Source organism: Streptomyces sp. SID11385 (genome assembly GCF_010548245.1).
GTDB lineage: Bacteria > Actinomycetota > Actinomycetes > Streptomycetales > Streptomycetaceae > Streptomyces.
Window position 1 is genome coordinate 1 of sequence record NZ_JAAGLR010000227.1, and the last position, 14,664, is coordinate 14,664.

11 protein-coding genes and 1 pseudogene are annotated in these 14,664 nt (G+C 73.8%); 2 read left to right on the top strand and 10 right to left on the bottom strand.

The features are described 5' to 3' along the window. Together G3I42_RS07000 and G3I42_RS07005 are read right to left on the bottom strand one after the other, a co-directional pair. The coding region (locus tag G3I42_RS07000; RefSeq protein ID WP_164283396.1) for a PHP domain-containing protein at nt 1-271 on the bottom strand (271 nt) is incomplete at its 3' end. A 222-nt stretch (nt 272-493) separates the two neighbouring features. Continuing rightward, a complete protein-coding gene (locus G3I42_RS07005) occupies nt 494-1,576 on the bottom strand; it encodes a S1 family peptidase (protein WP_164283398.1) in 1,083 nt (360 codons plus the stop codon). A gap of 623 nt (nt 1,577-2,199) precedes the next feature. Here G3I42_RS07005 and thrS point away from each other — a divergent pair. After that, nucleotides 2,200-3,423 (top strand): threonine--tRNA ligase, encoded by a 1,224-nt coding sequence (gene thrS / locus G3I42_RS07010; protein ID WP_164283400.1) that lies wholly within the window; start codon nt 2,200-2,202, stop codon nt 3,421-3,423. Between the two features lie 151 nt (nt 3,424-3,574). Here the strand turns inward: thrS and G3I42_RS07015 are convergent, their stop codons facing one another. The 7 genes from G3I42_RS07015 to G3I42_RS07045 all read right to left on the bottom strand — a co-directional run bounded on the left by G3I42_RS07015 (nt 3,575) and on the right by G3I42_RS07045 (nt 12,569). Beyond that, a complete protein-coding gene (locus G3I42_RS07015) occupies nt 3,575-4,474 on the bottom strand; it encodes a S1 family peptidase (protein ID WP_164283402.1) in 900 nt (299 codons plus the stop codon). Nucleotides 4,475-4,696: 222 nt separating this feature from the next. Further along, entirely contained in the window at nt 4,697-5,560 is an 864-nt protein-coding gene (locus tag G3I42_RS07020; protein WP_164283403.1) for a DUF1684 domain-containing protein, read from the bottom strand. Beyond that, nucleotides 5,557-7,038 (bottom strand): NtaA/DmoA family FMN-dependent monooxygenase, encoded by a 1,482-nt coding sequence (locus G3I42_RS07025; RefSeq protein ID WP_164283405.1) that lies wholly within the window; start codon nt 7,036-7,038, stop codon nt 5,557-5,559. The genes G3I42_RS07020 and G3I42_RS07025 overlap by 4 nt, the downstream gene beginning before the upstream one ends. Then, complete coding sequence (locus G3I42_RS07030) at nt 7,035-8,078, bottom strand: LLM class flavin-dependent oxidoreductase (protein ID WP_343244477.1); 1,044 nt, start codon at nt 8,076-8,078, stop codon at nt 7,035-7,037. The genes G3I42_RS07025 and G3I42_RS07030 overlap by 4 nt, the downstream gene beginning before the upstream one ends. A gap of 722 nt (nt 8,079-8,800) precedes the next feature. Then, nucleotides 8,801-9,553: an amino acid ABC transporter ATP-binding protein gene (locus G3I42_RS07035; protein WP_164283415.1), complete on the bottom strand. Its 753-nt coding sequence runs from the start codon at nt 9,551-9,553 to the stop codon at nt 8,801-8,803. A 62-nt stretch (nt 9,554-9,615) separates the two neighbouring features. Continuing rightward, nucleotides 9,616-11,559, bottom strand: coding sequence for an FAD/NAD(P)-binding protein (locus G3I42_RS07040; RefSeq protein ID WP_164283409.1), 1,944 nt, complete (start codon nt 11,557-11,559; stop codon nt 9,616-9,618). Next, entirely contained in the window at nt 11,556-12,569 is a 1,014-nt protein-coding gene (locus tag G3I42_RS07045; RefSeq protein ID WP_164283411.1) for an amino acid ABC transporter permease, read from the bottom strand. The genes G3I42_RS07040 and G3I42_RS07045 overlap by 4 nt, the downstream gene beginning before the upstream one ends. A 557-nt stretch (nt 12,570-13,126) precedes the next feature. Between G3I42_RS07045 and G3I42_RS07050 the strand changes: the two genes are divergently transcribed. Continuing rightward, complete coding sequence (locus tag G3I42_RS07050; RefSeq protein ID WP_164283413.1) at nt 13,127-14,116, top strand: ABC transporter substrate-binding protein; 990 nt, start codon at nt 13,127-13,129, stop codon at nt 14,114-14,116. 48 nt (nt 14,117-14,164) lie between these two features. Here the strand turns inward: G3I42_RS07050 and G3I42_RS07055 are convergent. Then, nucleotides 14,165-14,664, bottom strand: a pseudogene (locus tag G3I42_RS07055) (hypothetical protein); the annotation flags it as partial.

Below are 14,664 nucleotides of genomic sequence, written 5' to 3' on the forward strand. Positions count from 1 at the left end.
CGCGCCGCCGCCCGCCGCCGCGTGCCTCCCGCGGGGCGGGTGCGTCCACGGCGAGGTCGACCCCGAACAGGGGCCGCACGCCCTGCTGGGCGCACGCCTTGGCGAAGCGCACGGCTCCGGCGACGGTGTCGCGGTCCGTGAGCGCGACGGCGTCCATGCCCCGCTCGGCGGCCCGCGCGGCAAGCGCCTCGGGGTGCGAGGCGCCGTACCGCGCGGAGTTGCCCGAGACGGTGCGCAGGTGCGTGAAGCCGATCCCCGGTGACCTGCCCATTCGCACCTCCTCGGCCCTTCGCGCGCACCCCCTGGTTCCTTCCGTGGAGACCACGATAAACCACAGGTCGAACGTTCGTACGATTAGCGCGGAGGGGCGAGGAGGGTGGGAGTGGGGGTACGCGGAGTGAGGGCGTGCGGCCGGTGGGCGGGCTGAATACGCGGCAGGGCCCCGGGCCCCGCGCGAGGCGGGGGCCGGGGCCCTGGGGGTGAGGGGGTGGTGCTAGCCGATCTCGGCGCCGAAGGCGTTCAGTGCCTCGGTGACCGGCTGGAAGAAGGTCTCGCCGCCGGAGGTGCAGTCGCCGCTGCCGCCCGAGGTGAGGCCGATCGCGTTGCTGCCCGCGAAGAGCGAGCCGCCGGAGTCGCCCGGCTCGGCGCAGACCGTGGTCTGGATGAGCCCGTCGACGATGCCGTCCGCGCCGTAGTTGACGCTCACGTCGAGGCCGGTCACCTCGCCGCTGTGGACACCGCTGGTGGAGCCGGAGCGGGTGACGGTCTGGCCGACCGTCGCGTCGGCGGCCCCGGTGATGGACTGGCTGCTGCCGTTGTAGAGGTCCACCTCGCTCGGGTGGGCGGTGTTCCCGCTGTACTTCACGAGCCCGTAGTCGTTGCCCGGGAACTCGGAGCCGGCGTTGCTGCCGAGCGGGTTGCCGTCCGCGTCGCTCCAGCTGCTGATCGCCTCGGTGCAGTGCCCGGCGGTGAGGAAGGCCGGCTCGCCGCCGACCGTCACGTTGAAGCCGAGCGAGCAGCGCCCGCCGGAGCCCTGGATCGCGTCGCCGCCCGCGATGAGGGGCTTGAAGGTGCCCTTGGACTGCTTGAGCGTCGCCGCGGTGCCGAGCTTCTCGACGGCGGTGGTCAGCTTCTTGAGCTGGGCCCCCTTGACCGTGTGGTCGGCGGTCACGACGACCTTGTTGGAGACCGGGTCCACGCCCCAGGAGGTGCCGGGTATCGCGGTGGTCTCCTTGGCGACGGCGGAGCGCGCCGACTTCAGCTCGGCGAGCGTGTGCGCGACGACTCTCGCCTTCGCGCCCGCCGCCTCGGCCGTCTTCGCGGCCGACTGGTCCGTCACGTTGACGACGAGGTGCTTGGCCTGCGCGTCGTAGTAGGTTCCCGCCGCGTGCGCGCCCAGGTCCTGGGCGAGTCGCGAGGCGAGCTTTTCGGCCTTCGGCGCCGAGAGGGTGTGCGGGGCGGTGGGGGTCGCCTCCGCGGCGTTCGCGGTCTGGAAGGTGAATCCGGCCGCGAGCAGCGCGGCCACTCCGGTTCCCGCGATCGCGGCACGCCGCACGGTGGTCCGTCGTTCGGTCACTTCACGTCCTCCTGTGGGGGGTTGGTCCCGGCGGTGTGGGGGTGCCGGGACCGGAAGGCGTTCGCGCACGGCGCCGTCGGACGGGAAAATGCCGCGTCCATGTCACCGTGCGCCGCCCACTATTCCGACGGCCCGCAGTCGCACACAAGGTCGATATCCGGCCGTGCGCCCGGAGGGAACGGACGCCTCCGCACCGGTCCGGCACGGCTGTCAAGTACGCCTCCGCGAAGCCGGGTTCGTAGGGCGAAAGCCCCGGTGGGAACGGTGCGGCGACGAAGGCGCGCCACCTGCCGAGCCCCTGGCCGGTTCTCGCCCCTGCCCTCTCACGGGCCCCCGAGACCGCGCGAAGGCCCGGTGAAGGAGTCGCGGACGGGTCCGGGACCTCACGTGACGGGGCGGTCACACCCGTACGCCGCACCCGCGCCCCGTACCGGAAAAGCGGTGGCCCCCTTCCCCCGCGCCCCGCTACCTTGCGGGACATGCAGCCCGCCGCGCACCACCAGTGGACGACGACGCCGGAGTACGTCCCGGCGCGCTGAGAGCTGTACCGAAGCGAAGCCCCGGGGCGGGTGCCCCGGGGCTCTTCCGTGCCGCCACCCGCTCCCCCAGCCACAGGAGCGACCATGAACGACCCCTCCCCCGCCCGGGAACACGACCACCACCGCCTCGGCCGCGCGCTCGGTCTCTACGGCACCGACCCGCTGCTCGGCGCGGGCCTGCCGTACCTGCTCCCCGACGGCGCGAGCGTGCGGCACGCGCTGGAGGAGTACGTACGCGGCCTGGAGGTGGCCGTGGGGTACGACCACGTGCACTCGCCGGTGCTCGGGAAACAGGAGCTGTACGTCCGCTCGGGGCACTGGGCGCACTACCGCGCGGACATGTTCCCGCCGATGGAGGTCGGCGGCGAACACTTCGTGCTGCGCCCGAGCCTGTGCCCGCACCACGCGCTGATCTACCGCTCCCAGGCCCGCAGCTACCGCGAACTCCCACTCCGTATCGCGGAGTTGGGCGGCATGTTCCGCGCGGAGCCCTCGGGGACCCTCGGCGGGCTGACCCGGGTGCGGGCGATCCACCTCAACGACGCGCACCTGTTCTGCGCCCCGGACTCGCTCGCCGGGGAGGTCGCCGGGGCGCTCGCCCTGATCCGTACCGCCTACCGGGCCCTCGGCCTGACCCCGAGCCGCTACCGGCTCTCGCTTCCGGGCGAGGGCGGCAAGCACGCGCTCGACGACGGCATGTGGGAGCGGTCGGCCGCCGCGCTCACCGAGGCGCTCGCGGGCTCGGGGCTCGACTGGGAGGAGGGGCGCGGCGAGGCGGCGTTCTACGGGCCGAAGATCGATGTGCAGGCGCGGGACGCCGCGGGCCGCGAGTTCACCCTCTCGACCGTGCAGGCCGATTTCCACCAGCCGGCCGCCTTCGGCCTGGACTACCGCGCCGCCGACGGCTCCCGGCCGCGCCCGGTGATGGTGCACCGCAGTGTGCTCGGCAGTCTGGAGCGCGTCCTCGCGCTGCTGACCGAGGTGCACGGCGGCGCCTTCCCCGCCTGGCTCGCGCCCGTGCAGGTGGGCGTGGTGCCGGTGGGCGAGGAGCAGGAGGAGGCCGCGGAGTCCTTCGTACGGCGCTGCCGCGCGGCGGGGCTGCGGGCGCGGCGGTACCCGGCACACGCGGGGACCCTCGCGGCGCGCGTCCGGCAGGCGCGCCTCGTGCCGCACCTCGCGGTGCTCGGCGCCCGCGAGGTGGCGGCGGGCGAGGTCGCGCTGCGCCGCAGGGACGGGGAACGGCTCCCGGCCCGGCCGCTCGCGGAGGCCGTGGCGCTGCTCGTAGCGGGGAGCGGGGTGCCGGAGTAGCCGAAGTGGCCGGGGCGGTACGGGGCGGGCGCGTGCGGTACCGGGGTGGGCGCGGGGTACGGGGGTGGGCCGGAGTACGGGGGTGGGTGAGCCCGCGCCCCGGGCCCGCCCACCCCCGTACCGTCCAGCCTGTACTGCCGTGCCGCCCGGGTCAGTAGATGCTGACCCCGTAGGCGCTGAGCGCCTCCGTCACCGGCTGGAAGAAGGTCGTGCCGCCCGAGGAGCAGTCGCCGCTGCCGCCGGAGGTGAGGCCGATCGCCTTGTTGCCGGAGTAGAGCGGGCCGCCGGAGTCGCCGGGCTCGGCGCACACGTTGGTGCGGATGAGACCGCTGACGATGCCGTCCGCGCCGTAGTTGACGGTGGCGTTGAGGGCGGAGACCGTGCCGCTGTGGATGCCGGTGGTCGAGCCGCGCCGGGTCACGTTCATGCCGACCGTGGCGTTGGCGGCGCTCGTGATGTCCACGCTGCCCACGGTGCCGTCCTTGGCGACCGAGGAGTTGGTGTACTTCACGAGGCCGTAGTCGTTGCCGGGGAAGCTCGACCCGGCGGTGGTGCCGAGGGTGGTGGAGTGCGAGGAGTTCGACCACCACGTACCCGCGCCGTCGGTGCAGTGCCCGGCGGTGAGGAAGTAGTAGGTGCTGCCGCTCCTGACGTTGAAGCCGAGGGAGCAGCGCCAGGACGAGGCGTAGATGGCGTCGCCGCCGGAGATAAGCTTGCTGAAGGTGCCGGGGGTGCGCTCGATCTCCAGGGCGCCCGCGTTGCTCCCGGCCGCGTCCTTGAGCTTCTGGATCTCGGCCTGCGAGACGGTGCTGTCCACCGTGACCTGGACCTTGCCGTTGCTCGGGTCGATGTTCCACGCCGTACCGGCGACATCGGCGTCGAGCACGGCATCGCTCGCCGCGGTGAGCTGGTTGGTGGAGTACGCCTTCGCCTCGCCGGCCTGCGCGGCGGGGACGGCGAAGGCGGCGGTGGCGAGGAGGCCGGAGGCCACGGCGATCAGCCGGGTCCGTCTCGTGGTGCCGGTGCGGGGGGTGGTGCGCTTGGTCCTCACGTGGTTCCTCCAGTGGGGAATCGGGGGGCCTGCCGTGGGGGTCGGGCCCGTGAGGCGCGGTGCGGGGCGCGTGCCCCGGATCACGGGACACGGGCACCGAACCGGCGCTGCTGGGGAGTTTCTGTGACCGCGCCGTGACCGCACAAGGGCGACTTCCGGCCTCGTCCATCACCCCGGAAACTCCCCCAACTCCCTTTCCTCACCGCTCACTTGAGAATTCCTTCACGACCTTCCGGGCTCCTCGCCACCCGCCCGCGCGAGCCGCCGTTCGCCCGCGGCGACGGCGAGAGCCAGGGTGTTCCCGGGCGGCGGGAAAGGGCACAGGAAGTGCGGGCTCAGCGCGCAGGGCGGCAGCACCACCCGGTTGAAGTCCACCGGGACCGCGCCGTCGGGGGCGGGCGCGGGGGTGGACAGGAAGCGGAAGCGGTGACTGTCCACGCCGCTCGTGGCATCCGCGAAGACGGCCGTCAGACCACCGTCCGGCCGCACCCCGGCATGCAGTGCGTAAGCCAACCCGTCGACGGAGAAGCGCAGTTCACCCGCGAGGGCGAGCCCGCGCTCGCGTCCGTCCGCGTTCGGCACCCGCACGGTCCGCGCCGCCTCGTAGGGGACGAAGCGGCCCTCGACCGACCAGCGGGCCTCCCAGGGGCTCACTTCGAGTCCGGGGAAGGCGCGGCGCGCGGGCGCGTCGGGGTCGTGCACCCGTACCGCCCACGCCCCCTCGCGCTCCAGGACGGCGAGCCTGCGGCGACGGTGGGCGACCTGGGCACGCGCGGCGGGGCCCGTGTCGGCGGCGAGCAGCGCCTCGCCCGCGTAGGGCCGTCCCCGGACGAGCAGCCCCGCGCCGCGCGTGAGCGAGACGCGTTCCCCGGCCGCGCGCCAGCGCCCGGGAATGTCCGGAAGAAGTCCGTCCGGGTAGTCGTCGAGCCAGTGCGTGCCGGTGACGGAGAGCGGACCCCAGGGGGCGGTGAGGGCCTCGGCGCGGTCGGCGCGCCACTGCCGCCAGTCGGCGAGGGCGGGGGCGGCCGGTGCGGGGGCGGCCGGGGCCGTGCCGGTGGTCGCGGTGTCGTTCCGTACGGGGCTCATGCGGCGGCGTCCTTCGGGGTCCGGCGGGTGGCGGGGTGGCTCAGGCCGAGGTGGTCGCGCAGGGTCGGGCCCGTGTACGCCGTACGGAAGGCGCCGCGTTCCTGGAGGAGGGGCACGACCTGGTCGACGAACTCGTCGAGGCCGCCGGGGGTGAGGTGCGGGACGAGGATGAAGCCGTCCGCGGCGCGGGAGTCGACGAAGTGACTCATCGCCTCGGCGATCGTCGCCGCCGAGCCGACGAAGGACTGGCGCCCGCTCGCCTCGATCGCCGTCTCGCGCAGCGAGAGGTTCTTGGTACGGGCGAGGGCGCGCCACTTCTCGGCGAGCGCACGGGGATCGCCCTGCCGTACCCGTCCCTGGACAACGTCCGAGTCGACGACGGGATCGAAGGCGGGCAGCGGCCCGTCCGGGTCGAAGCCGGAGAGGTCGGTGCCCCAGACCTGTTCGGCGGCGAGCAGGGCGTTCTGCGGGGAGACCTGGAGGCGGCGGATCTCCGCGGCCTTCTCCTGCGCGTCGGCGTCGCTGTCGCCGACGACGACCGTGACGCCCGGCATGATCTTCAGATCGTCGGCCGTGCGCCCGTATCCCGGCAGGCGGCCCTTGACGTCGGCGTAGAACTCCTGCCCGGCCACGAGCGTGCCGTGCCGCGTGAAGATGACGTCGGCGGTGCTCGCGGCGAAGTCGCGGCCCTCGGCGGAGTCCCCGGCCTGGATGACGACGGGGTGCCCCTGCGGGGAGCGGGGCAGGGTGAACTCGCCCTCGATCGAGAAGTGCCGGCCGTGGTAGGCGAAGGGGCGCGGGGCCCCGTCGGGGCTCCAGCTGTCCCACAACTCCCGTGCGGTTGCGACGAATTCGGCGGCGCGCGTGTAGCGCTCGGCGCGGTCGAGATAGCCGCCGCGGCGGAAGTTCTCTCCGGTGAAGGCGTCGGAGGAGGTGACGACGTTCCAGGCGGCGCGGCCACCGCTGAGGTGGTCGAGGCTCGCGAGGCGGCGGGCGAGTTCGTAGGGCTCGTTGAAGGTGCTGTTGACGGTGGCGGCGAGACCGAGGCGCTCGGTCACGGCGGCGACGGCGTTGAGGACGGCGAGCGATTCGGGACGGCCCACGACGTCGAGGTCGTGGATGCGGCCCTTGTGCTCGCGCAGCCGCAGTCCCTCGGCGAGGAAGAAGAAGTCGAAGAGGCCGCGTTCGGCGGTGCGGGCGAGGTGGACGAAGGAGTCGAAGGCGATCTGCGAGCCGGAACGCGGATCGGACCAGACGGTGGTGCTGTTGACGCCGGGGAAGTGGGCGGCGAGGTGGAGGGGACGGTGGGTGCCGGACGGCTGGGAGCGGTGGGGCGACGGGAGGGGACGGGGCCGCGGGGAGCGGTGGGGCGGGGTGGGGCGGGGCTCGTGGGAGTGGTCGGGTGGGGTGGAGCGGGTCTTTTGGACGTGGTCGGGCGGGGTGGAGCGGGGCTGGTGGGGCGGGCGTTGGTGGCTCATGCGGTGGCTCCGGTGGGTCGGGCGGTGAGGTGGAGGTTGGCGGGGCGGGCGAGGCCGAGGTGTTCGCGCAGGGTGCTGCCGGGGTGGAAGGCGCGGAAGACGCCGCGGTGCTGGAGCAGGGCGGCGGTGCCGTTGACGAGGCGTTCGAGGTCACGGCCGGGTGCGGCGGGGCGCAGGTGGAAGCCGTCGACGGCCCCGGCGGCGTACCAGTCGCCGATCAGTTCGGCGAGGTCGACGGGCCCGCCCCGGTAGTGCGGTCCGTGCGCGGTGGGCCGGGGCCCGCCCCCGCCGTGTCCGGGTTCGGCGGCCTGCTCGCCCCCGCTCAGGTCGACGGTGAGCGAGGCGAGGACACGTACGTCGGCGGGCTCCCGTCCGGCGCGCGCGGCCTCGGCCCGTACCTCGGCGGAGAACGAGGCGGCCTGCTCGCGGCTGCTCGCCCCGACGAGGAGCACATCGGCGTGACGGACCGCGAAGGCGCGCCGTACGGGATCGTCCGCGTCGGCCACGATCACCGGGTGACCCTGCGGCGGCCTCGGCACGATGGAGGGGCCGCGCACGGAGAAGGTGGTGCCGGAGTAGTCGGCGTAGTGGAGCTTGTCGCGGTCGACGAAGCGGCCGGTGGAAAGGTCCCGTATCTCCGCGTCGTCCTCCCAGCTGTCCCACAACAGCCTTGCGGCTTCGACGACTTCACCCGCCTCCCGCCACGCCTCGCGCGCGGTGACGGCGGCCCGCCGCCCGAAGAGCCGCGCCTCGCCCTCGCTCGTGGAGACGCCCGGCCGCCACCCGGCCCGCCCCCGGCTGACCCAGTCGAGCGTGGCGAGCTGGGCCTGGACGTGGAAGGGCTCGGTGTGCGTCGTGGTCACGGTCGGCACGAGCCCCACGCGCCGGGTACCGGGCGCGAGCCGCGCGAGGACGGAGAGCGCGTCGAGCCCGGGCGCGGCGAAGGAATCGCCGAGCGTGAGGAAGTCGAGCAGCCCCTCGTCGGCGACCCGGGCGAGGGGGAGGAAGTCGTCGGCGTGGGTGGCGCCGGGGACGTCGATGGCGACGGCGAGGTGGAGCCGGCGGGGGGTGGGGGGTGGGGAGGGGGAGGTCGATGGGGGTGCGGAGGGGGAGGAGGGCGGAGTTGGGGAGGGGGCTGTGGGCGGGGTCGGGGGCGTGAGCGGGGACGGCAGTGGGGGCGAGGTCGTGAGCGGGGACGGGGACGGGGACGGCAGTGAGGGCGAGGACGCGGAGGGGGAAGGCGGGCGGGGTGAGGTGGAGGGCGGGGGGGCCGGCGAGGGCGGGGTAGGGGTGTTCTCGGGCACGGCTGCTTTTCTCTTTCGGGTGGTTTCCGGGGAAGCGGATGGACGTGGAGGGCTCGTTACGGGCGGGAACCTGTGGATATCTCGGGGTCTTGCGCGACACTCGCCACCCGTACGGGTGAGAGGCGTGACGACTTCCGCGGAGTTGTCCACAGATTCGGGGGGTGGGGGCGGAATCGGGGGGAGGGGTGGGGTGGGGCTGGAAGAATTGGTGTTGGGGTCGCCCCCCTGGGAGGGCGGGGGCTGCCCTGGGGGGTGCGTCGGGCGAAGCGGGGGCTGCCCCGGGGTCCGTCGGGCGGAGCGCGAACTGCCCCGGGGTGCGTCGGGCGAAGCGCGAGCTGCCCCGGGGCGCGTCGGCGAAGCGCGGGCTGCCCTGCGGTGCCTCGGCGGGGCGCGAGCGCAGGCCGATCTCCCCAACGAGAGCCCGCCCCCACCAAGCCCCCACCCCCCCTCCCCCCCCCTCACAACACCTTCGACAAGAACCCCTTCGTCCGCTCCTCCCGCGGACTCACCAGCACCTCCCCCGGCGTCCCCTGCTCCACGATCCGGCCCTCGTCCATGAAGACCACCGTGTCGGCGACCTCCCGGGCGAAGCCGATCTCGTGCGTGACGACGATCATCGTGGCGCCCTGGCGCGCGACATCGCGGATGACGTCGAGCACCTCGCCGACGAGTTCGGGGTCGAGCGCCGAGGTCGGCTCGTCGAAGAGGAGCAGGCGCGGCTCGATGGCGAGCGCGCGGGCGATGGCGACGCGCTGCTGCTGTCCGCCGGAGAGGGTGCCCGGGTACGCGCCGGCCTTCTCGCCGAGCCCGACCCGCTCCAGCAGCCGACGCGCCCGCTCCCGCGCCTCGCGCGCCGGGACACCGAGCGCGGCGACCGGCGCCTCCACGATGTTCTCCTCGACGGTCAGGTGCGGAAAGAGGTGGAAGTTCTGGAACACAAAGCCGATCGCGGTCCGCTGCCGCAGCACCTCGCGCTCGCGCAGCTCGTGCAGCGTGTCCCCGCGCCGCCGGTAGCCGATCAGCTCGCCGTCGACACGCACGGTCCCCCGGTCGACCTTCTCCAGGTGGTTGATCGTGCGCAGCAGCGTCGACTTCCCCGAGCCCGAAGGACCGAGCACGACCGTCACCTCGCCCGCGCGCACGGTGAGATCGATCCCCCGCAGCACCTCCTGCTTCCCGAAACTCTTGTGCACCCCGCTGATCTCCACCATGGGCCGCGCCGGCTCGACGGTGGCACCAAGGGGACCTGCGGCACTCGACAAACCTGCGGCACTCAACGGACTGACTCCTTCACAACGGAGGTACGGGTCGATACGGAGGCGGGATCAGGACCACGCCCCGGGTCCGGGCCCGGCTCGCTCCCCGGCCCGCCGGACGGCACACCGGACACCCCCGCGCCCCCCGGCGCCCCCGCGACCCCCGCGGTCCCCGGCGCCTCCGACCCGCCCACGCCTCCCGCCACCCCCGCCAACAGCGCCCGCGCCGTCGCGTCGTTCTGCCGGAACGCCGGGCTGTTGGTACGCGGCCGTGTGAACGCCCCCGCCCCGCGCGCGTCCGTGTGCGGTCCGAGCGCGAAGAGGCGCGGGTGCGTGCTCCCGTCGTTCCACCGCACCCGGCCGTCCGCGGGTGCCACCGCGAGGAGCCCGTCCGCCGTCGCGAGCGCCCCCGCCGCGAACAGCCCTCGCAGCAGGGGGTCCCGTACGCGTCCGGCCTCCGGCTGCGGCAGCCGCGCCTCGACAAGCGCCCTGGCCCGTACCGGGTGCCCCGGCAGGCTCGCCGAGCGCGCCTCGAAGGCGCCGTCCACGGCCCGTACGGTCATGTCCGCGCCGAGGAAGCGCACGAGTCCCGCCTCCGCGAGCCCGCGCAGCGCGCGCAGGCGCGGTCCGGGCGGGCCGGAGGCGAGGAAGCTGAAGAAGCCGTGCCACCAGGCCCCGAGGTCACCGAGCCGCATGAGCTGTCCGTAGACGGAGAGCAGCGCCATGAAGACGGACAGGTCCTCGCTGTGCGCGGGGTCGTGGCGGCGGTCGAGGTCCGCGTCGATGTGCGCGAGGAGCCGCGCCTGCACCTCCTCCTGGGTGCGCGCGGTCCACCCGGCCAGCGGCCGGTCGAGCGCGTCGAGGTCGAGCCGGTCGGCCGCCTCGGGCACCACCGTACGGACGAAGGCGTCGAGGCTTCCGTCGTACGGGTCGGCCGCCGCGTACCCGGACGCGAAGGCGGCGCCGTCGACGGCGAAGACCTGCGGGCGGGTGGTCAGCAGGCGGTGGTAGTGCGCCCAGCCGAGTTCCTTGGCGACGAGCGGCCACACGTCGGCGCGGAAGTCGAGGGGCCCCGGTCGTGCGAGCAGGCCGGCGGTCTGTTCGGGACCGAAGAAGCGGGGCAGCTCGGGGAGTTCGCCCTCCAGGCGGTAGCCGAGCTTGACGTGGTACGGGACGCCGCGGCGCGAACCCACGTACAGCACCGGCTCCTTGCCCGAGGGTACGTACCGGCCCTCCGGGGTCCAGCGCCCGCCGCGGCCCTCGGTGAGCAGCACCATGAGGTCGACGAAGGCGAGGCCGAGGCCGCGCACGAGGACGGGTTCCCCGGCGCGCAGCCCGCGCAGGTCGGTGTCCGCGGTGTAGTCGGGCGGCAGGTACGTGAGGCCCTCGCGTGCCGCGTGCGTGGTGAACTCCCTTTCCTCCGTGGCGAGTTCCGCTTCCTGGTGGCCCAGGGTGAGGACGACGAGGTCGGCGGTGAGCGGGGGTTCGCGGTCCGCGAGCCACACCGATTGCCGTCCCTCACGCGGCCCTTCGACGCGGACGGCGCGGGTGCGGTGCTCGTGCACGACGATGCCGGGCGGCAGTGCGGCGCGGGCCCGCTCGTACGCCCAGCGCAGGTAGGCGCCCTGGGTGCGGCGGTCGGGGAAGGTGCGGCCCTCGATCCCGGCCCATTCGTGAAGCGCGGGCCCCGGCGCGACAGGGCCCTCGATCTCGACGGTCTCGTCGGTGAAGAGCGTCGTGTCCTCTGCCATGGAGTTCATCCACAGCAGCGGCGACTGCTCGCGCCGCCAGATCCGTCCGGGTCCCGGCGGATACGGGTCGACAAGGTGCAGGACGAAGGCGGGTTCCGAACCCCCGTACCCGGCAGCGGTGTTGGCGGCGATACGTTCCAGGAGCCCGGTCGCCCGGGGCCCGGCCCCGACCACCACGACGACGGGCGCGTCCTCGCGCACGGGGCTCATGAGCGCTCGGCCCCTCGCGCGTAGTGCTTCTCGACGTAGTGCTGGCCGACGCTGAGCACGGTCGTCACGAGCGCGTACCAGATCGTGGCGACGAGCAGCAGCGGGATGACCTGGTAGGTGCGGTGGTAGACGAGTTGCACGGAGTAGAGGAGGTCCTGCACGGCGATGACGCTGACGATCGAGGTGCCCTTGAGCGCGCCGATGAGCATGTTCCCCGCCGGGGGCACGATGGCGCGCATCGCCTGCGGCAGCACGATGCGGCGCAGCCGGCGCCAGGGGCTCAGGCCGAGCGACTGCGCGGCCTCGATCTGTCCCCTGTCCACCGAGAGGAGCCCGCCGCGCACCACTTCGGCGGCGTAGGCGGCCTCGTGGAGGGTCAGGCCGAGTACGGCGACGGTGACGGGGCCGAGGAGGTTGACGGTCTTGACGGTGACGAACTCGGGGCCGAAGGGGATGCCGAGTCCGAGGTGCGGGTAGAGGGCGCCGATGTTGAACCAGAAGAGGAGCTGGACGAGGATCGGCGTCGAGCGGAAGAACCAGATGTATCCCGAGGAGACCCAGCTCAGCACCGGGTTCGACGACATCCGGCCGAGCGCGAGCAGGGTGCCGAGCACGAAGCCGAGCACCATGACGAGCGCGGTGAGCCACAGGGTCAGGCCGAGTCCGCGCAGCACGGCGGAGGTCGTGCAGTAGTCGGCGACGACGTCCCACTGGAACGCCTTGTTCCGCGCGAGCGAGTTGACCGCCATCGCGAGCAGGAGCAGCACGACGAGCGCGGCGATCCACTGGCCGGTACGGCGCACGGGCACGATGCGGAGCGTGCCGGCGGGCGCCTTGCCCGGCTCGGGGGGCGGTCCGGGGTCGGGCGGCGGCCCCTGCGGGCGGTCCGCGAAAGCGCGCGCGTCGGAGGCGGCGCGTTCCCCGGTGGCGGGAGCGTCGGAGGCGGGAGCGGTGGAGGCGGCGCGTTCCCCGGAAGCGGGAGCGTCGGAGGCTGGTGCGTCGAAAGGCATGCGGAACTCCGTGGCGAAGTCGCCGCACGGTGTTCCGTCTTCACGCGGCCCGCGCCCCTCAGCACGGACCTTCGCCGAGAGTACGGGAGCCGCTCGCGCCTCTGTCAAGCCCCCGGCCCCGGCTCCGCCCCCGGTCTCCGTCCCACATCCCGAACAGCCCGTCTCAATTCGTTGACGGCGGCCCGGACGCCTGTTCCACTGGTCCGCATGAATCTGTCGCAGCGGCGTCTGGTGACGCGGTCTCACATCGACTTCGGTCGGGTGTGGTCGGCGTCCTGTCGTACGTGCTGCGGTGGCGCGCCTCGTAGCTGACGGCCCTCCGGCCGGGCTCGCGCCCCCTTTTCTCCCTCTTCTTCGCCGTCCCGTGTGTCCTGCCGCCGTGCCGTTCCGCGTTCCCGCGCGGCGGTACGTGCCGTGACGCCGTGACGCGCCCGTGCGGGCCACGCCGTCGTGCCCGCTTCCCGCTTCCGCCCCGCGGCCCCGCCTTCACGCGCACACCCCTCCCCTCGCGCCACCCTGTCCCGCGTCGTTCACGCCTGCCGTTCTGGAGTCCCGCCATGAGAGCCCCAGTCCCCCGTTCCGCGCGCCGTCATGCCGTACTCGCCCTGCTCGCCGCCTCCGCGCTCGCCTCGCTCACCGCCTGCGGTTCCGGCGATCCCTCGGGCTCGGGCGGCGGTGGAGGTACGGGCGGGGCGGCGGCCGCCGCCGGCTCCGCCGAGAAGAAGGCCGGCCGGCTTCCCACCGGGAACGTCGTCTCCGGGGTGAGGAAGGACGCCGCCGCGGCCCGGCTGCTGCCGGAGCGCGTCCGGAAGGCGGGCAAGCTCACGCTCGGCGGCGCGATCGGCGCCCCGCCCACCGCGACCTACCTGGAGGACGGCAAGACCGCCGCGGGCGTGGACGTGGAGATCACCGAGGGCGTCGCCAAAGTCCTCGGCATCACGATCGACCGGCAGGAGGCGAGTTTCGAGGCCATCCTGCCTGCCCTCGGCAGCGGCAAGTACGACGTCGGGACGGGCAACTTCGGGGTCACCGACGAGCGCCGCAAGACGATCGACTTCGTCACGTACATCAACGACGGCCAGGGCTTCGCGACCCGAGCCGACGAGAAACTCGCCAAGATCACCGATCTCACCCAGTTGTGCGGCAAGAACATCGGCACCGGCGCGGGCACGACCTTCGAGGTGACGCTGGAGCAGAACAAGTCGCTGTGCGAGAAGGCCGGGAAGAAGCCGTACAGCGTCAAGACCTACTCCGAGCAGGGCGCCATCTGGGGCTCGCTCCAGCAGGGCCGCACCGATGTCGTCATGTCGACGATCAACGGGCTGCGGTACGCGGTCGACCAGCAGCAGGGGCTGAAGTTCCTCAACGAGTACCACCGCCTCGACGTCGGCTTCGCCTTCAAGAAGGGCAGCGACCTCACGCCCGCCTTCCAGAAGGCCGTCAACGTCCTCATCGCCGACGGCACCTACGCCAAGATCCTCAAGAAGTGGGGCGTGGCGGACTCGGCCCTGCCCACCTCACGGATCTCCCCGCCCGAGATCCGCTGAGGCACCACCGCCCCCCACACTCCGCACGGCGCCCCCGCCGCCCCGCGCTCAGCAGTCGCAGCAGCACCCGTCGCAGCCGCAGCAACCGCACCCGTCACCGCAACTGCAGCAGTCGCACACGTCGCAGCAGTCCGCGTAGTGGCAGCAGCCGTGGCGGGTCTTGCCCGACCACGGGCCCTCGTACTCCTCCGCGCAGCACATGCGGCACGTGCATCCCAGCGCGAGGAACACCCCGCACCCCGCCCAGAAGCCGCGCCCCGAGGGCGTGTGCGGCGGCTCGGGCGCGTCCTGGCCGGGCGGGTCCGGCGCGTACGGGTTCCCGGGGACGGGGGTGCCCGGCCGCTGGTGCGCGCAGGAGGGAGCCGTGCCGAAGGCGCGGTCGACGGAGCGCGGCAGTTCGTGGACGAGGAGGCGGTGCGCGAGGGCCGGGTCGGTGAAGTCGGTGTCCGCGAGGGCGAGGCGGATGCCGCGCAGGGCGTCGTCGGCGAGACGGCGGGCCTCGGCGCGCGGGGTCGCGGTCGCGGTGAGCGGGTTCCAGGCGTCGCGCG